Annotated in this window: 16 protein-coding genes; 7 read left to right on the forward strand and 9 right to left on the reverse strand. The window is 62.2% G+C overall.

The genetic code is table 11. The features are described from left to right. Positions 1-12: 12 nt before the first annotated feature. Positions 13-1,023, reverse strand: coding sequence for an ABC transporter permease (locus C0V73_RS02905; protein ID WP_102018468.1), 1,011 nt, complete (start codon positions 1,021-1,023; stop codon positions 13-15). A gap of 94 nt (positions 1,024-1,117) precedes the next feature. Beyond that, positions 1,118-2,644, reverse strand: coding sequence for a sugar ABC transporter ATP-binding protein (locus C0V73_RS02910; protein ID WP_102018469.1), 1,527 nt, complete (start codon positions 2,642-2,644; stop codon positions 1,118-1,120). A 176-nt stretch (positions 2,645-2,820) separates the two neighbouring features. Here C0V73_RS02910 and C0V73_RS02915 point away from each other — a divergent pair, with 176 nt between their 5' ends. Continuing rightward, positions 2,821-3,840, forward strand: a complete 1,020-nt coding sequence (locus tag C0V73_RS02915) for a LacI family DNA-binding transcriptional regulator (protein WP_102018470.1) — start codon at positions 2,821-2,823, stop codon at positions 3,838-3,840. A gap of 15 nt (positions 3,841-3,855) precedes the next feature. Here C0V73_RS02915 and C0V73_RS02920 read toward each other — a convergent pair whose 3' ends face one another. Next, positions 3,856-4,668: a hypothetical protein gene (locus C0V73_RS02920; RefSeq protein WP_102018471.1), complete on the reverse strand. Its 813-nt coding sequence runs from the start codon at positions 4,666-4,668 to the stop codon at positions 3,856-3,858. 157 nt (positions 4,669-4,825) lie between these two features. On the opposite strand from C0V73_RS02920, the gene greA reads away from it, so the two are divergent. Then, complete coding sequence (gene greA / locus C0V73_RS02925; protein ID WP_102018472.1) at positions 4,826-5,308, forward strand: transcription elongation factor GreA; 483 nt, start codon at positions 4,826-4,828, stop codon at positions 5,306-5,308. Between the two features lie 51 nt (positions 5,309-5,359). Here greA and C0V73_RS02930 read toward each other — a convergent pair whose 3' ends face one another. Continuing rightward, positions 5,360-6,232 carry an aldo/keto reductase family oxidoreductase gene (locus C0V73_RS02930; protein ID WP_102018473.1) on the reverse strand — a complete coding sequence of 291 codons (873 nt, stop codon included), beginning with the start codon at positions 6,230-6,232 and terminating at the stop codon, positions 5,360-5,362. Between the two features lie 113 nt (positions 6,233-6,345). On the opposite strand from C0V73_RS02930, the gene C0V73_RS02935 reads away from it, so the two are divergent. Further along, positions 6,346-7,257, forward strand: a complete 912-nt coding sequence (locus C0V73_RS02935; RefSeq protein ID WP_245407856.1) for a LysR family transcriptional regulator — start codon at positions 6,346-6,348, stop codon at positions 7,255-7,257. Between the two features lie 70 nt (positions 7,258-7,327). Here the strand turns inward: C0V73_RS02935 and xylA are convergent, their stop codons facing one another. The 5 genes from xylA to C0V73_RS02960 all read right to left on the reverse strand — a co-directional run bounded on the left by xylA (position 7,328) and on the right by C0V73_RS02960 (position 14,293). Further along, positions 7,328-8,638 (reverse strand): xylose isomerase, encoded by a 1,311-nt coding sequence (xylA, locus tag C0V73_RS02940; protein WP_102018474.1) that lies wholly within the window; start codon positions 8,636-8,638, stop codon positions 7,328-7,330. A gap of 182 nt (positions 8,639-8,820) precedes the next feature. Then, a complete protein-coding gene (gene xylB / locus C0V73_RS02945) occupies positions 8,821-10,275 on the reverse strand; it encodes a xylulokinase (RefSeq protein ID WP_102018475.1) in 1,455 nt (484 codons plus the stop codon). 23 nt (positions 10,276-10,298) lie between these two features. After that, positions 10,299-11,324 (reverse strand): LacI family DNA-binding transcriptional regulator, encoded by a 1,026-nt coding sequence (locus tag C0V73_RS02950; protein WP_102018476.1) that lies wholly within the window; start codon positions 11,322-11,324, stop codon positions 10,299-10,301. Between the two features lie 167 nt (positions 11,325-11,491). After that, positions 11,492-13,075, reverse strand: a complete 1,584-nt coding sequence (locus tag C0V73_RS02955; RefSeq protein WP_102018477.1) for a DHA2 family efflux MFS transporter permease subunit — start codon at positions 13,073-13,075, stop codon at positions 11,492-11,494. Positions 13,076-13,108: 33 nt separating this feature from the next. Further along, positions 13,109-14,293, reverse strand: a complete 1,185-nt coding sequence (locus tag C0V73_RS02960) for an HlyD family secretion protein (protein ID WP_102018478.1) — start codon at positions 14,291-14,293, stop codon at positions 13,109-13,111. Positions 14,294-14,450: 157 nt separating this feature from the next. Here C0V73_RS02960 and C0V73_RS02965 point away from each other — a divergent pair, with 157 nt between their 5' ends. From C0V73_RS02965 to gltX, 4 genes are all read left to right on the forward strand, one after another. Beyond that, entirely contained in the window at positions 14,451-15,137 is a 687-nt protein-coding gene (locus C0V73_RS02965) for a TetR/AcrR family transcriptional regulator (protein WP_102018479.1), read from the forward strand. A 111-nt stretch (positions 15,138-15,248) separates the two neighbouring features. Further along, on the forward strand, positions 15,249-16,007 hold the full coding sequence (locus C0V73_RS02970) for a TerC family protein (RefSeq protein ID WP_102018919.1): 759 nt from the start codon (positions 15,249-15,251) through the stop codon (positions 16,005-16,007). A gap of 142 nt (positions 16,008-16,149) precedes the next feature. After that, positions 16,150-17,919: an SLC13 family permease gene (locus tag C0V73_RS02975; RefSeq protein WP_102018480.1), complete on the forward strand. Its 1,770-nt coding sequence runs from the start codon at positions 16,150-16,152 to the stop codon at positions 17,917-17,919. Positions 17,920-18,377: 458 nt separating this feature from the next. Further along, a complete protein-coding gene (gltX, locus tag C0V73_RS02980) occupies positions 18,378-19,835 on the forward strand; it encodes a glutamate--tRNA ligase (protein ID WP_102018481.1) in 1,458 nt (485 codons plus the stop codon). Positions 19,836-19,949 lie beyond the last annotated feature (114 nt).

A 19,949-nucleotide genomic window follows, 5' to 3' on the forward strand; every position in this document is an offset into this window, starting at 1 on the left:
CCGGTCGTTTCTTCACGCCTTGCGCGCCAGCGACCGCTGGACGAGCATCGCGATGATGATGATCGTGCCCTGGATGGCGCCGATCAGATATTCGGAGATGAAATTCGATAGCAGCATGATGTTGCCGACCAGCTCGAGGATGAAGGCACCGCAGATGGTACCCCAAACGCGACCCGCCCCACCCTTGAGGGCCGTGCCACCCACGACGACGGCCGTAATCGCCTGCAGCTCCCAAAGGATGCCTGTCGTGGCAGACGTCGAGCCGAGACGCGGCACATAGAGCAGCACGGCAATCGCCACACAGAGCCCCTGGATGACGAATGCAATGGTGCGCACCCGGTCAACGGCAATGCCGGAATAGCGCGCGACATCGCGGTTCGAGCCGACGGCGACGACATGGCGGCCATAGCGGGTGCGGTAAAGCACGAAGGCGGCAATCGCGGTCACCACCAGAATGATGACGATCGGCACCGGCACCCCGAGGATCGAACCAAAATAGACCGGGCGATAGAGGGCCTGCTGTTCGGCATCGCGCAACGTGATCGCACCGCCCTGGGAGAGCCAGGTGGTGAGGCCACGATATATGCCCATCGTGCCGAGTGTGGCAATGAACGGTTCGATCTTGCCGACAGTGGTGATCAGACCATTGGCCAGACCGCAGAGCGAACCGATGATGACGGCGAGCGCCATGGCGGCCGCAATCATCAGGCCGGGATCGGCAATCGCGCCGGAATTCATAAACAGGATCATCAGGCTGGCGACAAAGGCCACCATCGAACCGACCGAGAGATCGAGATCCCCCGAGGAAATGACGAAGGTCGCACCGACGGCTATGATCGCGATGAAGGCAGAGCGTGTCGCGACATTCGCAAGATTGGTGAGGCCGATGAAGTTCGGGTTCACCAGGGCGCCAACGATCAGCAGGATCAGAAGCGCGGCAAAGGGCGCCACGGCGCGCATATCCACATCGCGCCACGTTCGGCCGGCACGGCCAGGTGTGGTCGTTTCAGTCTCGGCAGTCATGTTGTCCCGTCTCCTCCCGCGCACCTCGACTGGAGGTCGCGCACCCTGAAGTCTTCGTTCAAGCCCGGTCTTGTCGCCGGGCTGCGCCAATCGCTCAGCTCGCCATCTGCCGTTTCAGGCCGGCGGCGTAACGCATGATCGTCTGCTCGTTGATGTCATCGCCCTCGAGCATGCCTACCATGCGGCCTTCGCGCATGACGGCGACCCTTGTGCAAAGCCCGATCACCTCGGGCATTTCCGAGGAGATGACGATGATCGAGCGGCCCTCGCGGGCGAGCGCTGCGATAAAATGATAGATCTGCTGCTTGGTGCCGACATCGATGCCGCGCGTCGGCTCATCGATGATGATGATCTGGGGCTCGACTTCCATGATCTTGGCGAGCAGCAGCTTCTGCTGGTTGCCACCCGACATGCGACCGACCCGCACCTTCTCGTCGCGCACACGAATGTCGAAACGGCGCTTGGCGCGCGCCATGGCCTTCGCCTCGCTGGCGGGGTCGAGGTAACCATGGCGGACGTGATTGTCCATCGACTGCAAGGTCAGGTTTGCGGTCATGCCCTCGCCGAGCAGCAGCCCCTTGCCCTTGCGATCCTTTGTCATGTAGGCGAGCCCGCGCCGGTTCGCCTCGCGGAAGTCGCCGGCATCGAGAACACTGCCCTTGAGCCGCACCTCGCCCGAAAGCCGGGGCCTTAAACCCGCCACCGCCTCCATCAGCTCGGTCCGCCCTGAGCCGATCAGGCCGGAAAAGCCGAGCACTTCGCCGCGTTTCAGCTCGAAACTGGCATTTTTGACGAAGCCCGTCGTCAGTTCCCTGACCGACAGCACGATCTCTTCGTCAACATTGGGTTCATGCTTGGCAGGATAGAGGCTCGACAATTCACGGCCGACCATCAGCTGCGCGATCGCCTCGCCATCGAGCGCCGAGGTCGGCGCCGTCTTCACCCATTGGCCATCCCGCAGCACCGTGACCCGGTCGGTGAGCTCCATCACCTCATCAAGCTTGTGGCTGACGAAGACGAAACTCGTGCCCCGCGCGCGCAGCTTGCGCACCTGATCGAACAGCACTTCCGTTTCGTCCCGGGACAAGACAGCCGTCGGCTCGTCCATAAAGACGATCCGCGCCTTGCGGCTGATTGCCTTGGCGATCTCGACCATCTGCTTGTCGGCGACAGCCAGCGAGCTGATCAGCGCATTCTCGTCGATCCTCGACCCCAACTGGTCGAGCACGCGCCGCGCTTCGGCCCGCATCACCTTGCGGTCGAGAACGCCGAAGCGCGTCACCTCGCGGCCGAGAAACAGGCTCTCGGTGACCGTCAGATGATCGGCAAGATTGAATTCTTGGTGGATGAGCACGATGCCAAGCGCCTCGGCCGAGCCATTCGCCGGCAGGATCACCGGCTCGCCGTCGAGCAGGATGCGTCCCGCCGTCGCCTGCTCGAAGCCTGAGAGTATCTTCACGAGCGTCGATTTGCCCGCGCCGTTCTCGCCCATGAGCGCATGAACCTCGCCCGGCAACACGTCAAAATCGACGCTGAACAGCACCTGCACGTCGCCAAATGATTTGGCGATACGCTCCGCCACGAGCACGGGTTTCCGTGCTTCGCCCCCAGCCAATGTCATGCAATCCTCCCGGCGGCTCCTCAACCGCTATGCCATTTGTGTAAACCTTTACATGGCCGATGTAAAGGTTTACATCAATCGCTCATGGGGACAATTTGAGCCCTGCCGGCTTTCGCAGCCGGAACAGGAACGGTAAGGTCTCCAACGATTCCATGCGGATAGGGGGATGGAGCCGCGTGCCGAATTCAGCACCAGCAACGATCGAGGATGTGGCGCGCATCGCGGAAGTGTCGATCGCGACTGTGAGCCGCGCGATCCACACGCCCGATAAGGTGGCGAAATCCACCCGGCAGCGGGTGAACCAGGCCATCGCCATCACCGGCTACACGACCAATGCCATGGCGCGCTCGTTGCGCATGGGCAGGTCGAACATGATCCTGATCCTTGCTCCCGACATCGGCGATCCCAACTTCTCATCGACCCTGATCGGCCTCGAAAACGAAGCGCGTGCCCATGGCTATGGCGTGCTCATAGGCCATACCCAAAACGATCCGGAGCGCGGCCTCGAATACTTGAAATTCTTGAGCTCCGGCCAGGCAACAGGCCTGGTGTTGTTCACCGGCCACGAGCCCTTCGGCCATCAGGTGCTCGGCCAGCGCCTGCCGCCGTCGGTGGCCGTCTTCGAACCGGTCTTCGGCTCGAAGATTTCCTATGTCGGCGTCGATGATGTGGCAGGCGCCCGGAAGGCCGCCGAACACCTGCTCTCGGCTGGCCACCGCTCCATCGCCTTCATCGGCGACAGCAAGACGCGGCTCGGCCACCAGCGCCGCCGCCAGGGCTTCGACATCGCACTGGACGCCGCCCGCATTCCGCCCAATCAACGCTTCGTGCTGGAAGGCGAAGGCACCATCGAAAGCGGGCGCCTCGCCGTCGAGCAGCTTTTCATGCGCGACCAACTGCCCTCGGCCTTCATGTGCGTCAACGATGCCACGGCCGTCGGCGTGCTGAACGGCCTCACCGCCCGCGGCTACGACCTGCCACACGACTTCTCCGTCATCGGCTTCGACGACGTGCCCCAGGCGACCTATGTAAACCCCGCACTCACCACCATCCGCCAGCCCCGCACGGCGATTGGCCGCCAGGCCATGTCACTGCTGATCAAGTCGCTGGGTGACCGCACGATGGAGCGCCAGGAAATCCTGCTGATGCCGGATCTGATTGTGCGGGGGTCTGTGACGGGGCCTGCGCGGCGATAGGGCGATACAGCAGCGCTATTGGATCTGCACGTGGATGTGGTCGTCGTGACGCGCCGCGCGGCATCCCTGGAAGCGGACCGCCGGAGCCGCAACGCCCAGCGCATCCGTGAGATGCGGCTCAAGGAAGACTTTCTCGATCCCATACTCGGCAGCACCTGTCTCCGCGAGCCAGGAAACGGCCGCCCGCATTCGCTCGGGCTCAATCCTGTAGACAGGAAAAAACGGCTGTAGCCATGCGAGATCCCAGCGCATCGTCAGCCAGTCATCACGCCCGGCACAAGGCTGCTTGTCCGTTGAATTCGGTTGCTCGAAGGCAAAATAGCCGATCGGCGACCGCGTGACGCCATTGAGGAAACGATCCTCGCCATCACGATAGTAGAACGCAAGATCCAGCTTCCGGCCATCGGCATGGGAAAGATGCGGCAGCAGCGGAAACCCGTCGACGAACGGAAAGTTGGCATCCAGGGCGACAGTGACCGTGCCAGGGAAACGCGCGTCTATGTGGTCTGCCAGCCCCTCGGCCATCCGCAACAGGCCGGGCGTGACATAGTTCCGGTTGAGGGCACAGTAGAGGGGCGATCGCACAACGAGATGATCCGCTGGCTTGGCAAGGCAGGAGAGCGCTACGCGGCCGAAATGCGGTGCGATGAACGTCGCGGCGGAGGTCACGCCTATGTAGAAGGCAAAGAAAAGGCTGAGCCTTGCAAGCATGCTACCAAGGCGCAAAACCCTGGCAACACCGAGTGTCGCAATGTAGGCGAGCCCTCCGAGCTGTGTCAGCGCTGTAAGCAGAATGAATAGAATAATCCGGGTCGCGATTTTCGCCATGGAAACACTTAGGTGCTGAAACTGTTAGGAGACTGAGGGAACGCCCGACTGAATGCAACTGCAGCTGTAACTGCACCTCTTCCGGCGCCAGCACTTCTTGGCATACCCGCCAGCTGCCCCTATGTTGCCAGCCCACGATTTATGATCGGAATACCCCATGAGTGTCGCCTTTACCAAAGAAGAGAGTTCGGAAACAGCAGCGGAACTCCATCTGCCGGATCGTCCGATCTCGCAGCACCCAAACCTGGTGACGGCGCAAGGGCTCGCACGGCTTGAGGCCGAGGCGGAAGAGGCCCGCGTCGCCTATCTCGCGGCGCAGTCGGTCGAGGATGTGAACGAGCGTCGTCGCCAGTCGGCGGTCCCCTATCGTGACCTCAAATACCTGACGGAGCGCCTGCGCACCGCGCAGGTGATCCCAGAGCCCGAAACCAATGCCGTCGTCGCTTTCGGCAGCAAGGTCACCTTCGAGCGGGACGACGGCCGCGTCCAGACCTACCGCATCGTCGGCGAGGATGAAGCCGATCCGAAGACCGGCTCGATTTCATTCGTTTCGCCTGTTGCAGCCCGCCTAATGGGCAAGGCAGTCGGCGATGTGGTGACGGTCGGCGACCAGGAGCTGGAGATTACGGCCATAGCTTGAGGGCCGGTCGTCCAGCGACGCCTTCACCGCCGTCATCTCTCTGGGACGTCCTCAGCCCGCTGCGCCAATTCCGTCCAGTTCCGTCATGACATCCACAGGCAGATCCATATCGGCAACGGCAAGATTCTGCCTGAGATGCGCCCGCGACGAAGTGCCTGGAATGAGCAGGATGTTCGGCGACCGTTTCAGAAGCCAGGCGAGCGCCACCTGCATTGGCGTGAGGTTCAGCCGTGCGGCCACGTCGGACAGAGTTGACGACTGTAGCGGCGAGAAGCCGCCCAGCGGGAAGAACGGCACATACGCTGTCCCCTCGGCAGCCAACTGGTCAATCAATGCGTCGTCGGCCCTGTGCGCCAGATTGTACATGTTCTGCACGCAGACGATCTCGGTAATCTTGCGGCCATCCGCCACCTGCTTGGGCGTTACGTTGGAAAGGCCGACGTGCTTGACCAGCCCCTGCTGCTGCAATTCTGCCAGCACGGTGAGGGGTTCCTCGAGATCACCTTCGGCAGGGCCATGCACATCGAACATCGCCCGCAGGTTGACGACGTCGAGCGCGTCGAGCCCGAGGTTCTTCAGGTTGTCATGCACGGCCTGCGTCAAAGCCTCCTTAGAAAAGGCTGGGTTCCATGAGCCATCGTCGCCGCGCACGGCACCGATCTTGGTGACGATAACGAGATCGTCGGCGTAAGGATGCAGGGCCTCGAGGATGATCTGGTTGGTAACGTGTGGGCCGTAGAAGTCGCTGGTATCGATGTGATCGACACCGCTTTCGACCGCCTCACGAAGAACGGCGACAGCCTCTGCCCGGTCCTTCGGCGGACCGAAGACCCCGGGGCCGGCCAATTGCATGGCGCCGTAACCCAGACGTTTGACGGTGAGATTGCCCAGCTTGAAGCTGCCGGCATTTTTCAGATTGGCCATGTCGATTTCTCCTTGGTGTGGTGAACAGCTATGTACTGCACCCGCACTTTGAGGATAATGGGAGGCAATCCGGACGGGCCGTCCGGAAAACAGAACAATGATCAGGAGCGGCAATGGTCGATACACCCGAGATGAGCGATGTCAGCGCTTTTCTCGCTGTCGCCCGCGCCGGCGGGTTTCGCGAGGCGGCACGCCTGGGCGATACAAGCGCCTCCGCTTTGAGCGATGCGGTGCGCCGGCTGGAGGCAAAACTCGGCGTCCGGCTTCTCAACCGCACTACACGCGCCGTCGTGCCGACTGATGCCGGTCGCGGGCTGATGGAACGCATCGGCCCCGCCTTCGGGGAAATCGGGGCCGCGCTCGAACATATCAGAAGCTTCGATGGCCGCGCCGCCGGCACGCTCAGGCTCAATGTACCCGCTAGCGCCGCAAGAATGGTGCTACCGGCGATCGTCCCCGGCTTCCTCGCCGCCTATCCGGACATCCGGCTGGAAATCGACACCGACGAGAGCCTGATTGATGTCGTCGCCGCCGGTTACGATGCCGGCATCCGCTATGACGAACGCTTGGCACGGGACATGATCGCGGTGCCGATCGGCCCACGCCAGCAGCGCTACGCCCTTGGCGCATCTCCCGCCTATCTTGAAGCACACGGTCATCCGCAGCATCCCCGCGACCTGCTGACGCATAACTGCATCCGCAGCCGCTTCGCGGGGCGTCCCGTGATGGCCTGGGAGTTCGAGAAGGATGATAAGACGCTGGTCGTGGAGCCCAATGGGCAGCTGATCGTGCAGGCCGGCGATGCAAGTGACCTCGGCATCCGCACCGCCATTTCAGGCGCTGGTATCTTTGCCCTGTTCGAAGACTGGCTGAAACCGCATTTCGACAGCGGGGAGTTGCTGCCGGTGCTTCAACCATGGTGGCTTAGCTTTTCCGGCCCCTTCCTCTACTACCCGGAGCGCCGTCTCATGCCGACGCCGCTGCGCGCCTTCGTCGACTACATCAAGACCAGCCGGCCCGGCTGATCCGCCCCAGAAACGTCAAAGGCCGGGACGCTTCCGCGCCCCGGCCCCTGTCTCATCGAGAACCGCGAAATCAAACGTAACGGTTGACCACGTTCTCCAGCAGTTCCTGCTTGCCGGAAACCGGCTGCGGGTTGACGTTCTTGGCTTCAACGCGGGCAGCGATGGCGTCGAGGCTTTCTTCGCCGCGCAGCATCTTCTGGTTCTCGGCCTTGTCCCAGCCGGCGTAACGGCTATTGAGCGGAGCCGACAGCGCCTTGTCCTCGACCATCTTGGCAGCAGCCTTCAGGCCGCGGGCGCAGCAATCCATGCCGCCGATATGGCCGATCAGCAGGTCTTCGGCGTCGAGCGACTGTCGGCGCAGCTTGGCGTCGAAGTTGGTGCCACCGGTGGTGAATCCGCCGGCCTGCAGGACCTGGTAATAGGCCAGCGCCATTTCCGGAACATTGTTCGGGAACTGGTCGGTATCCCAGCCCGACTGGTAGTCGTTGCGGTTCATGTCGATCGAACCGAAGATGCCGAGCGCATTGGCAAGCGCCAGCTCGTGCTCGAAGGAGTGGCCGGCGAGGATCGCATGGCCCTGCTCGATGTTCACCTTCACTTCGTTCTCGAGACCGTAACGCTTCAGGAAGCCGTAGACGGTGGCAACGTCGTAGTCATACTGATGCTTCGACGGCTCCTGCGGCTTAGGCTCGATCAGGATTGCGCCCTTGAAGCCGATCTTGTGCTTGTATTCGACGACGAGGTTGAGGAAGCGGCCCATCTGGTCAAGTTCGCGGGAAAGATCGGTGTTGAGCAGCGTCTCATAGCCTTCACGGCCACCCCACAGCACGTAGTTCTCGCCGCCGAGACGCTGGGTCGCGTCGAGGCAGGTCTTCACGGTTGCGGCAGCAAAGGCGAAGACATCAGGATCCGGATTGGTGGCTGCACCCGACATGTAGCGGCGATGCGAGAACATGTTCGCCGTACCCCAGAGCAGCTTGACGCCGGTCTCTTCCTGCTTCTTGGCGAAGTAGTCGACGATCTCGTTCAGGTTCTTGGTGTTCTCGGCAAAGCTGTTGCCCTCAGGGCGAACGTCGGCGTCGTGGAAGCAGTAATAGGGTGTGCCGAGCAACTGGAAGAATTCGAAGGCGACATCGGCCTTCAGCTTCGCAGCATCCATCGTGTCCTTGAACCACGGACGCTCAAACGTGTTGCCGCCGAACGGGTCGGTGCCCGGCCAGACGAAGGTGTGCCAATAGGCAATCGCAAAGCGCAGATGGTCTTCCATGCGCTTGCCGAGGACGACTTCGTCCGGATTGTAATGGCGGAAGGCCAGCGGATTGGTGCTGCCTTCGCCTTCATATTTGATCTTCTGGATATTGCCGAAGAAACCTGTGCTCATGGGTAGTACTCCTTGGTGTGTGTTCGTTGAATTGTGATGGCACTGGGTGGGGTTCCCCCTCACCCTGCCCTCTCCCCGCTGGGGAGAGGAGAATGTCGGCGCGTGCCGCTTGTCTCTTCTCCCAGCCGGGAGAAGGTGCCGGCAGGTCAGGCGCAACGTATTGCGCCGGGGATGAGGGAGCATCAGCTGCCGAGGGAACGGATCGCCGGATACAGCGCCCTGTAACGCCGGTAAGCAGCCTCATAGGCAGAGGTCAGATCCTTGACCGGCTCCACCGTCTCCGCCGTTTGAGGCGCCGTGCAGACCGACAGCGGATCCGCCCCGCTTGCCGCAATCAGCCCGAGGCGGGCCGCCCCGAAGGCAGCCCCGAAGTCGCCGTCGGCGGGAATGTCGACCGGCATATCGAGCGCCGTCGCAATCGAGGACAGCCAGTAGCGCGAGCGAGAACCGCCGCCGATCGCCGTGACGCGGCTGATCGAGGTGCCAGCAGACTTCAGCGCCTCAAGGCTATCGCGGATCGCGAAGGTGACGCCTTCCAGAACCGCCTGCGTCAACACCGCGCGGTCGCTCTCATGGCCAAGCCCGATGAAAGCACCGCGGATCTTCGCATCGTTGTGCGGTGTGCGCTCGCCCGAGAGATAGGGAAGGAACGTCACTCCTGTGGGAGCCTTCAGGGCATCGCCGAGTTCGCCGGTCAGCTCGCCCGCCGATTTACCGGTCACGCTCGAATGCCAGTTCAGCGCATCGGTGGCCGATAGGATGACACCCATCTGGTGCCAGGTATTGGGCAGCGCATGGCAAAACGCATGCACGGCGCTTTCCGGCTTCGGCAGATAGGAAGCATTGGCGGCAAACAGCACGCCCGAAGTTCCGAGCGAGACGAAGGCCTGACCTTCGGCAACCGTACCCATGCCGCAGGCCGAGGCCGCATTGTCCCCTGCCCCGCCGGCAATCACGACATTGGACCCGAGGCCCCACTTCTCGGCCAGTTCGGCACGCAGCGTACCGGCGCGATCGGTCCCCTCGACGAGACCGGGCATCTGCTCGATCGTCAGCCCCGTGGCGTCGAGCAGTTCCGTCGACCAGGCCCGCTTGCCCGTATCGAGCCAGCTGGTGCCGGCCGAGTCGGACATGTCAGAGAGATATTCCCCCGTCAGCCAGAAGCGCAGGTAATCCTTGGGCAGCAACACCTTGGCGACCTTGGCAAAGGTCTCGGGCTCGTTGTTTTTCACCCAGGCGAGCTTCGGTGCGGTGAAGCCGGGAAAGACGATGTTGCCGGTGAGCGCCCGGAAGCGCGGGTCGGCATCGAGGGCTGCCGCTTCCGCATGGCTGCGCGTATCATTCCAGAGGATGCAAGGCCGCAGCACCCGACCCTTGGCATCGACAAGCGTCGCGCCATGCATGTGGCCGGAAAGGCCGATGCCCCGCACGGCTGCCAGCTCCTTGGGATGCGCTGCTTTGAGCGCCGCAATCGCCTCTTCCGTCGCATGCAGCCAGTCGCCCGGCGCCTGTTCCGACCAGCCGGGATGCGGTCGCTGCACGGTGAGACCAGCATGGCCAACGCCAATCACCTGCTGGGCGTCGTTGATCAGCATCGCCTTGATGCCGGACGTGCCGAGATCCAATCCGAGATACATGGGTGTCCTCCATTCCTCTGCCTTCAGGGCAGATTGTCCTTCAAGAATATGTCGATACGAATGCGCTCCTGGTCGGCCACGACCGGCAGCCCATCGGCCTTGGCCTTCAGGACACGGATCGCACTGCGCACCTCATGTCCCGCATCCTGGTTGAGCACGGCGTCGATCAGCCCCGATTGCAGCGCACCGCGCGTCGTCTCGGTCAATTCATGCGCGATGACGACCGGACGCCGCTCGGCCGGCACGCATTCCAACGCCTTGACGAGGCCGCGATTGCCAGCCCCCAGGCTGTAGAGGGCGACGATATCGTCAAGCCCCGAGAAGAGTGCCGCAACCAGCCGCTCGACGACTGCAGGATCGTCACGGCCCTCAAGCACCGGCAAAAGCTCAAGTGTCGGGAAGTCCCGCGCCATGACGGAGGCGAAGGCCTCGCAGCGTTCACGATGGTCGCGCACCAGCATCGATCCGGCAAGCACTGCAACCTTGCCCTGACGCCCCCCTGCAAACCGACCAAGCAAACTTGCAGCCGTGCGCCCGGCCGCCGCATTGTCGATGCCGGCATAATGATCGCGCTCCGTGCCGGAGAGATCCGACACCAGCGTGACCAGCGGAATGCCGGCCGCGATGACCTCGGATGCAGCGACCGCCACTTCAGGCGCATCCACGGCCACAAACGCGATGCCGGCCGGCTGCTCGGCCGCAGCATCTCTCAGCGCACCGGCGAGCGCTGCTGCGTCAAAGGCCGGCACATCAACCAGGCGGATCGCGATCCGCTCGACGCCCGCGCGGTCCCGCGCCTCGTCGAGCGCGAGCCGCAGGCCCCGCATGAAGGAATTGTCGTTTGAAGGAATGAGGAAAGTCAGCGGATAGGTCCGCCCCTTGGCAAGATTGGCCGCCGCCACGTCGCGCACGAAGCCAAGTTCGTGCACCGCCTTGTCCACCTTCTCACGGGTCCGCGCACTCACTCCCGGCCGCCGGTTCAACACCCGGTCGACGGTGGCGAGGCTCACGCCTGCATGGCTCGCGATGTCGTGGACTGTCGGCTTCATTCTCTCCTCCGGCGCCGTTCCTACACCACCTCATGAGGTACGTAAATCAGAAATTGATGTACGTACCTCTTTCACAGGCAAAAAAGAGGCCGCCCCAACTTGGGACGGCCGAGATCTGGAGATCGATGTGAAGACTGGACCGCGAAGCTTATGCGGGCATGGAGATGTCAGTGCCCGGCGCCTGCGGGTGCGGCACCCTGCGGCTTCTTCAGCAGCAAGACCAGGAACACAAGAGCAATGAAGAGAACGGTCAGCCCCATGAACACGTCCATGAAGGACAGGAGCCAGGCCTGCTGCGTCACCACGCCGGACAGCTTCTTGATCGCAACCGCTGTCCCGTCGAGGCCGTAGCTGTCGTAGTTTGCACCCACGCTTGCCAGCCAGTCGAGCGCTGCCTGGTTGCTCCAGGAAAGCTGCTCGGAGAGCCGTGCATAGTGGTCGTCAGTTCTCTGCGTCAGCATGGTGTTGATGATCGCGAGCCCGACCGCCCCGCCGAGGTTGCGGGTCAGATTGAACAGGCCAGAGGCGTTCTTCATCCGGTCAGGCGGCAGCGTGCCGAGCGCCAGATTGTTGATCGGCACCATGCAGATCATCAGCGAGCAGCCGCGCAGGATCTGCGGCGCGAGCAGCTCATAGAAATCCCAGTCCGCCGTGATGCCCGTCATCATGTAGGTGCCGAGCGCGAAGCCCGAAAAGCCGATCATCATCATCACGCGCGGATCGAGCTTGTTGGAAAGCACACCGGCGACCGGCGCCGTCAGGAACATCGCAGCCCCCGACACGAACATGGTCTCGCCGATCATCAGCGAGTCATAGCCCCGGATGCGACCGAGATAGAGCGGATAGAGATAGGTGAGCCCGTAAAGCCCCACCCCCATGACGAAGGAGAAGAGCGAACCGAAGGCGAAGTTGGCATTCGAGAAGGCCCTGAGATCAACGACGGGCAGTTCGACCTTGAACACCCGCCAGAAGAAGATGGCCCCGCCGATAACCATGGCGACCGTGCCCATGACGATGTGGTGGTCGTTGAACCAGTCCTTGTTGTTGCCCTCCTCCAGCACGAACTCCATCGTACCGAGGAAGACCGCCATGGAGGCAAGCCCCCACCAGTCGAACTTCTTGAGGAGCTTGAGATCCGGCTTGTCGAAATCGATCAGGCTCCAGGCGGCCGCAGCCACCAGCATGCCGGGAATGACATTGATCAGGAACAGCCAGTGCCAGGACATCGCATGGCTGATGTAGCCACCGATCGTCGGACCGATTGTCGGCGCCAGTGTGGCAACAAGACCGACCATCGGCGAGACGATGTTGCGCTTGGACGGCGGGAAGATGGTGAAGGCAGCAGCAAACACCGATGGGATCATGCCACCACCAATAAAGCCCTGGATCGCCCGGTAGACGATCATCTGCTCGATATTGGTGGCCGTTGCACACAGGGCGCTGGCAAGCGTGAAGCCGGCCGCGCAGAAGGTAAACAGCACACGGGTCGATACGATCCGTGCGAGCACACCCGACAAGGGGATCATGATGACTTCGGCGATCAGGTAGGAAGTCTGCACCCAGGCGATTTCGTCAGAACCGGACCCGAGGCCCGCCTGGATTTCGGCCAGTGATGCCGAGACGATCTGGATGTCGAGGATCGACATGAACATGCCGAAGACCATTGCCAGGAAGGCAAAGACGCGTCTGGGATCCATCCGCTCCTCGGTAGGAGCCGAGGCAGCGAGGTCATGTGTGGTGGTTGCGGCCATGACACGGCCCTTTCGATAACGACTGCCGGTGGTTTACTTCGCGGCAAGCGCCCGGCCCTCAGGGGCCGTGCGGGTGTCGACGTCGACGATGACACTGAGGCCGGCGCGCAGATGGCCGCCGGCGAGGGCGTCTTCGGGAAGGGCGATACGAACAGGCACGCGCTGCACAACCTTGGTGAAATTGCCCGTGGCGTTTTCGGCCGGTAGCATCGAGAAGATGGCGCCGGAGGCCGGCGCGATGGAGGTCACCGTGCCTTCGAGCGGCTGATCACCATAGGCGTCCACATGGATCGAAACCTTGGAGCCGGGCACCAGATCGGCGATCTGCGTCTCCTTGAAATTGGCCTCGATATAGAGCTCGCTGGTCGGAACGAGAGCCGCGAGACGCTTGCCGGCGGAAACTAGGTCACCAGCCTGAACGGCGAGATTGCCGATCACGCCGTCATAAGGTGCCTTGAGAACCGTGAAATCGAGGTCGCGCTTGGCCTTGTCGATCGCCAGCTGCTGCAGGCGAACCGTGCTCAAGGCCTCTTCGCGCTGCGCCTTCAGGAGCGCCAGATTGGCTTTCGCGGAAGAAACAGCCGCCTGCCCGGCCACGAGATTGGCGCGTGCCTGGTCGAGCGACACCTTTGCGTTGTCGAGATCAGCAGTGGTGCCGACAGACTTGGAGGCAAGGTCGCTCGCCCGATTTGCGGTGATTTCAGCACCGCGCGCGGCCGCTTCGAGCGCACCGAGCTGGGCTTCGTACTGCGCCACGCTCGCCTCGCCGCCGATGATCTGCGCATCCATGCGCTTCACCGACAGTTCCGCGCTTTCCTTGTTGGCGAGCGCCTGCTCATAGGCAATCTGATAGTCGCCGCCATCGAGCGTTACGAGCGGATCGCCGGCATGGACGATCTGGTCGCTGGTCACATTGACCTTCTCGACATAGCCGGACACCTTCGGCGAGATGATAGCGATATCACCCTCGATATAGGCATCCTCCGTCGACACCATGAACCGACCCTCGGTCCACCAGCCGTAACCATACCAGGCCGCGCCGCCGAGGAGTACTGCAAGGATCACCGGGAGAACCGGGCTGCGCTTCTTCGCCTTCGGGGCGTCGGAGATGGACGGTGTAGGGACCCCGGTATCCGTTTCAGTTGCGGGCGCGGCCTCATTCCGGTCGACTGGAGTAGAATTGGAACGAAGGGCGGTGGATCTTTGCGTCGCTGACATGATACGGACCGGGGATTGGTTGAATTTGTTCGAACTGAACCGTTCGGTTCGATTGACATATAGCCTTTGCTAACGCATATCAAGGCATAGAAACGCGGATTTTCAGTGAAGATCCGATTGGGTTAATAGTCTTGAAGGCAGAATGCCGAGGCAGAGGATGAAACAGGAAGAGATCACAATAGCAGCCCCCGAGGGTTGCGGTGGGGTCGGCCGTTTCGCAGCGGGCGCAGACCCTGTGAAGCGAGGCCAGATCCTGGACGGCGCGAAGCGCGTCTTCATGAAGCTCGGCTATGACGCCGCAAGCATGAATGACGTGACCCGCGAAGCCGGCGTTTCCAAGGGCACCATCTACGTCTATTTCCAGAGCAAGGAAGATTTGTTCGGCGCGCTCGTAGAACGGGAAAAGAGCGCCTTCGATGCCACTATCCGACAAATCCTTGACGAGAGCGCCACCGTCGAGGACGGCCTGCGTGGCTATTCTCATGCCTATGCCCATTTCATTCTCGACACCGAAATGATCCCGACAATGCGCATCCTGATGGGTGTGCTGGACCGCATGCCAACGCTCTGTCAGCGCTTCTTCGCGTCGTCACCGACGAACATCAAGGTCCTGCTGCAGGACTATATTGCGGCTGCCGCCGACAAAGGTGAACTCGAAGTCGAGGACACGGATCTCGCCGCACGCCAGTTCATCGACCTGTCGACGGCCGGATATTTCAAGAAGCGTCTGTTCAACGACATCCCGGTGCGTCCTGATGACAAGGAGATTGCACGCGTGGTGGATTCAGGAGTTCGCATGTTCATGAACTTCTACGGCCCGAAAAACACCGAAGCCCGAGGCTGATCATCGACGGAACTTTGTTCCGATCTCGGACTTTAAATCGCTGCTTGCCATTCCCCGGGATATGTCTCATGTCCTAGGTCCCCCATCCGTTTGATCAGCACGGAAGACATCATGGAAAATATCAGCGTTCTCCTCCAGGACCCCGCCGCCTGGGTCGCACTCGTGACGCTCGTCGTCATGGAAATCGTGCTCGGCATTGACAACCTCATCTTCATCTCGATCCTGACCAACAAGCTGCCCGCAGAGATGCGCGAAAAGGCCCGTCGCATCGGCATCGGCCTTGCACTGGTCATGCGTCTGGCCCTGCTTGGCACCGTCGCCTGGATTGTCCAGCTGACAACGCCCGTCTTCGAGCTCTTCGGCCAAGGCTTCTCGTGGAAGGACATGATCCTGATCGCCGGCGGTCTCTTCCTCGTCTGGAAGGCAACGAAGGAAATCCACCATGCCGTGGACCCGGTCGACAAGGAAGAGGACTTCATCGCCTCGACCGCATCGACGACCTTTGCCAGCGCCATCGGCCAGATCCTGCTGCTCGACCTCGTCTTCTCGATCGACAGCATCATCACCGCCGTCGGCATGACCCCGCATGTCCCGATCATGGTCGTCGCCGTGGTCGCAGCCGTCACCGTCATGCTGGTGGCAGCCACCCCGCTTGCCAACTTCATCGAGAAGAACCCGACCATCGTCATGCTGGCGCTGGCCTTCCTCATGATGATCGGCACGACGCTCATCGCCGAAGGCATGGGCTTCCATGTGCCGAAGGGTTATGTCTACGCCGCGATGGCCTTCTCGGCCTTGGTCGAGGTGCTCAACATGTTCGCCCGCCGCAAGCGCGAGCGAGACCGCGTGGCCAAGACCGCGGTTCATTGAGCTCCAGCTGAATTGAAAAGAAGGCCTGTCGCGAGATGGGCCTTTTTTATCTGCAGCGATCGCGCCGGAACCGATTGGCTCTTGCCGGAATTGCTGTCAGCGCTTACGCCTTCATCGACCATCCGCATTTGGCCGGAGCCCAATGACATACGAGCAAATCCTCGCCTTCGGCCTCATCGCGGTGATGATGGCCGCCTTTCTCTGGGAGAAGTTTCGCTACGACGTCGTGGCCTGCGTGGCGCTCGTCGCCGCGGTCGTTCTCGGGCTGCTGCCGGCAGCCGATGCCTTTTCCGGCTTCTCTGACGACCTCGTCATAATCGTCGGCAGCGCATTGGTGGTCAGTGCGGGTGTCGCCCGCTCCGGCGTGGTGGATCTCGCCATCAAGCGCTTCTTCCCGGCCCTGACATCGCTGCACGGTCAGATGCTGCTCCTGCTGGTCACCGTGACCGTGCTCTCGGCCTTCATCAAGAATATCGGCGCGCTCGCCATCATGATGCCGGTCGCCTTCCAGTTCGCCCGCAGATCGAGCGTCCCGCCATCTGTCTTCCTCATGCCCATGGCCTTCTCCGCACTGCTTGGCGGCTTGATGACGCAGATCGGCACCTCGCCGAACATCGCCGTCTCCCGCCTGCGGGAGGAGCTGACGGGTCAGCCCTTCACCATGTTCGACTTCACGCCGGTCGGCGCAACGCTCGCGGCAGCCGGTATCGTCTTCCTGATCTTTTTCTACTGGCTCGTGCCGCGCCGCGAGAACCAGAATCCGTCGCTGCAGGAGGCACTCGAAGCCTCGAGCTTCGCGACGGAAGCCATGATCACCCGCCAGTCTCCCTTCGTCGGCAAGACGCTGCATCACCTGCTGCAAACGTCCCACGGCGAGGTGACGGCCTCGGCCATCCTGCGTGGCCAGACCCGTCTGTCGCCCTTCCCGGATGTCCTGCTGCACGAGGAGGACACGCTTCTCCTGGAAGGACCGTCCGAGGCTTTGGACCGTATCGTCTCGCAAGGCAATCTCAGCCTGTCCGGGAACACGGATGGCGACCGCAAGCGGCGTGGCGACATCTCCTCCGTCGAGGCCGTCATCGGACGCGGTTCGCCGCTGATCGGTCAGACAACCAGCGAGCTGTCACTGGTCCACACCTACGGCGTCAACCTCCTGGCCGTCAGCCGCCAGGGCAAGCGCATCCGCGAGCGCCTCGGCCAGTTGACCTTGCGCTCGGGCGACGTCGTCGTGTTACAAGGCCTGCGCCAGCAGATGCCGTCCATCCTGACCGAGCTTGGCTGCCTGCCGCTGGCCGAACGCGAAATCCTGCTCGGCACCAGCCGCAACATCTTCATCCCGCTGGCAATCCTCGTCATCGCCATGGGCGCAACCGCGCTCGGCCTGGCGCCTGTGGCCATCGCCTTCTTCGCCGCAGCCCTTGCCATGGTTGCCTTCGGCGTCATCCCTGTGAGCGAGGTCTACCGTGCCGTCGACGGGCCGATCCTGGTCATGCTGGCCGCCCTGATCCCCGTTGCCGATACGCTGCGCACGTCAGGTGGCAGCGACGTCATTGCCGGCTGGCTCAACGCAGTGGCTGGAGGAATGCCCGCCTGGGGTGCTGTGGCAATGATCCTGCTGACCGCCATGGCCGTCACGCCCTTCCTCAACAATGCAGCGACGGTTCTTGTCATGGCCCCGATCGCTGCAAGCTTCGCGACCGGCCTCGGCTACAAGCCGGAGGCCTTCCTGATGGCCGTTGCCATTGGTGCAGGCTGCGATTTCCTTACCCCCATCGGCCACCAGTGCAATACGCTGGTCATGGGCCCCGGCGGCTACCGCTTTTCGGACTATCCGAGGCTTGGGCTTCCCCTCTCCATCCTCATCGTCCTGGTCTCGGTCCCGGCCCTGCTGATGGTCTGGCCGGTCAACTGATCCGGCCAGGGCGCGGAAGAATGCGCACAAAGAAAAACCTGCGTCGGCGGACGCAGGTTTTCCTTGGGGGCGGGGACTTGGGGAGAGCGCAGGCCGGACGGTTAAGGGGCTCGCCTGCCATTTCGTTGGCCACGGATAGAAACCGGAAAAACTCCCGTGTTCCCCATATCCCGTCGCGTCCGGTTGGCACGGCCTGCGCTCTGCCTTAAGAACGCCGGATCCGGCCCCAGGTTCCGGCTTTCCCAAAAAATTTTTGACGATTTTTTCAGCGCCGCTTGAAAGGCCGGTTTCCGTGGTTTTTCTTGACGCAAGGCCCTGAATATGGCCTAAGGCCACGCTGTGGAACAGGCGGCGCCAAGGTGCCGAACTCCGTTCTCACCGGCCCTTACCGGCAGCCTCACAATTTCAAGATCCGGCACTAAACTGCCGATCATCCGCACGCACCACGAGCTTTACCCATGACCAAGTCCGGCGTCCGCGTCCGCATTGCACCCTCCCCGACCGGCGAGCCCCATGTCGGCACCGCCTATATCGCGCTGTTCAACTACCTCTTCGCGAAGAAATTCGACGGCGAGTTCATCCTGCGCATCGAGGACACCGACGCGACCCGCTCGACCGCGGAATTCGAACAGAAGGTTCTGGACGCCCTGAAGTGGACCGGCCTCACCTGGTCGGAAGGCCCCGATGTCGGCGGCCCTTACGGCCCCTATCGCCAGTCCGAGCGCAAGGACCTCTACCGCCCTTACGTCGACAAGATGCTCGACAATGGCGGCGCATTCCATTGCTTCTGCACACCGGAACGGCTTGAGAGCATGCGCGAAGCCCAGCGCGCCGCTGGCAAGCCGCCGGGTTATGACGGCCACTGCCTGCACCTGAAGGCCGAAGAAGTGACTGCCCGCGTTGCTGCCGGCGAACCACATGTCATCCGCCTGAAAGTGCCGAGCGAAGGCTCCTGCGATTTCCACGACGGCGTCTATGGCGATGTCTCGATCCCGTGGGAAAGCGTCGACATGCAGGTCTTGCTCAAGGGCGACGGCATGCCGACCTATCACATGGCCAACGTCGTCGACGACCACATGATGAAGATCACCCACGTCGCCCGCGGCGAGGAGTGGCTGGCATCAGTGCCGAAGCACATCCTGATCTACAAGCATCTCGGTCTTGAGCCGCCAGTCTTCATGCACCTGTCGCTGATGCGCAATCACGACAAATCGAAGCTCTCGAAGCGCAAAAACCCGACTTCGATCTCCTATTACTCGGCCCTCGGCTACCTGCCGGAAGCCCTGATGAACTTCCTCGGCCTGTTCTTCATCCAGATCGCAGAAGGCGAAGAGCTGCTGTCGATGGAAGAGCTGATCGCCAAGTTCGATCCCGACAACCTGTCGAAGGCCGGCGCGATCTTCGACATCCAGAAGCTCGACTGGCTGAACGGCCGCTGGCTGCGCGAAAAACTGTCGCCGGAAGACTTCGTCGCACGCGTGCTCGACTGGTCGATGGAAAACGACCGTCTCGTCGAAGGTCTGAAGCTTGCCCAGAGCCGCGTCACCAAGCTCGGCGAAGTCCCGCCGCTCGCCGGCTTCCTGCTGGCAAACGACGTCGGCCTGACGCCAGCCTCCTTTGGCGGCCTGAAGACCAGCCCGGCCGAAACACTCGAAATCGTCACCACCGTTCAGGCGGACCTCGAAAAGATCCTCGAATGGAATGTCACGACCATCGAGGAAGAGTTGCGCGCGATCTCCGAGCGCATGGAAAAGAAGCTCCGCGTCGTCACCCCGCCCCTCTTCGTCGCCGTCTCGGGCAGCCAGCGTTCGCTGCCGCTGTTTGACTCGATGGCGCTACTCGGCCGCTCGGTCGTGCGCCAGCGTCTGAAGGTTGCGATCCAGGTGCTGACCGCGATGGCGGGTGCGCAGAATTGATTTGAAAGAGTGCCCCTCATCCGCCCTTCGGGCACCTTCTCCCCGTGAACGGGCGAAGGCCACGACGGCCAAACTTGGCACAACGTCTCCTCTACCCGCTTGCGGGGAGAGGGT

It is taken from the genome of Rhizobium sp. TH135, from assembly GCF_002855515.1.
Taxonomy (GTDB): Bacteria; Pseudomonadota; Alphaproteobacteria; order Rhizobiales; family Rhizobiaceae; genus Allorhizobium.

Coding starts and splice junctions, on each gene's coding strand:
- C0V73_RS02965 (WP_102018479.1), top strand. CDS start 14,451: ATGAAACAGGAAGAGATCACAATAGCAGCCCCCGAGGGTTGCGGTGGG.
- greA (WP_102018472.1), top strand. CDS start 4,826: ATGAGTGTCGCCTTTACCAAAGAAGAGAGTTCGGAAACAGCAGCGGAA.
- gltX (WP_102018481.1), top strand. CDS start 18,378: ATGACCAAGTCCGGCGTCCGCGTCCGCATTGCACCCTCCCCGACCGGC.
- C0V73_RS02935 (WP_245407856.1), top strand. CDS start 6,346: ATGGTCGATACACCCGAGATGAGCGATGTCAGCGCTTTTCTCGCTGTC.
- C0V73_RS02950 (WP_102018476.1), bottom strand. CDS start 11,324: ATGAAGCCGACAGTCCACGACATCGCGAGCCATGCAGGCGTGAGCCTC.
- C0V73_RS02960 (WP_102018478.1), bottom strand. CDS start 14,293: ATGTCAGCGACGCAAAGATCCACCGCCCTTCGTTCCAATTCTACTCCA.
- C0V73_RS02905 (WP_102018468.1), bottom strand. CDS start 1,023: ATGACTGCCGAGACTGAAACGACCACACCTGGCCGTGCCGGCCGAACG.
- C0V73_RS02920 (WP_102018471.1), bottom strand. CDS start 4,668: ATGGCGAAAATCGCGACCCGGATTATTCTATTCATTCTGCTTACAGCG.
- C0V73_RS02955 (WP_102018477.1), bottom strand. CDS start 13,075: ATGGCCGCAACCACCACACATGACCTCGCTGCCTCGGCTCCTACCGAG.
- xylB (WP_102018475.1), bottom strand. CDS start 10,275: ATGTATCTCGGATTGGATCTCGGCACGTCCGGCATCAAGGCGATGCTG.
- C0V73_RS02910 (WP_102018469.1), bottom strand. CDS start 2,644: ATGACATTGGCTGGGGGCGAAGCACGGAAACCCGTGCTCGTGGCGGAG.
- xylA (WP_102018474.1), bottom strand. CDS start 8,638: ATGAGCACAGGTTTCTTCGGCAATATCCAGAAGATCAAATATGAAGGC.
- C0V73_RS02970 (WP_102018919.1), top strand. CDS start 15,249: ATGGAAAATATCAGCGTTCTCCTCCAGGACCCCGCCGCCTGGGTCGCA.
- C0V73_RS02930 (WP_102018473.1), bottom strand. CDS start 6,232: ATGGCCAATCTGAAAAATGCCGGCAGCTTCAAGCTGGGCAATCTCACC.
- C0V73_RS02975 (WP_102018480.1), top strand. CDS start 16,150: ATGACATACGAGCAAATCCTCGCCTTCGGCCTCATCGCGGTGATGATG.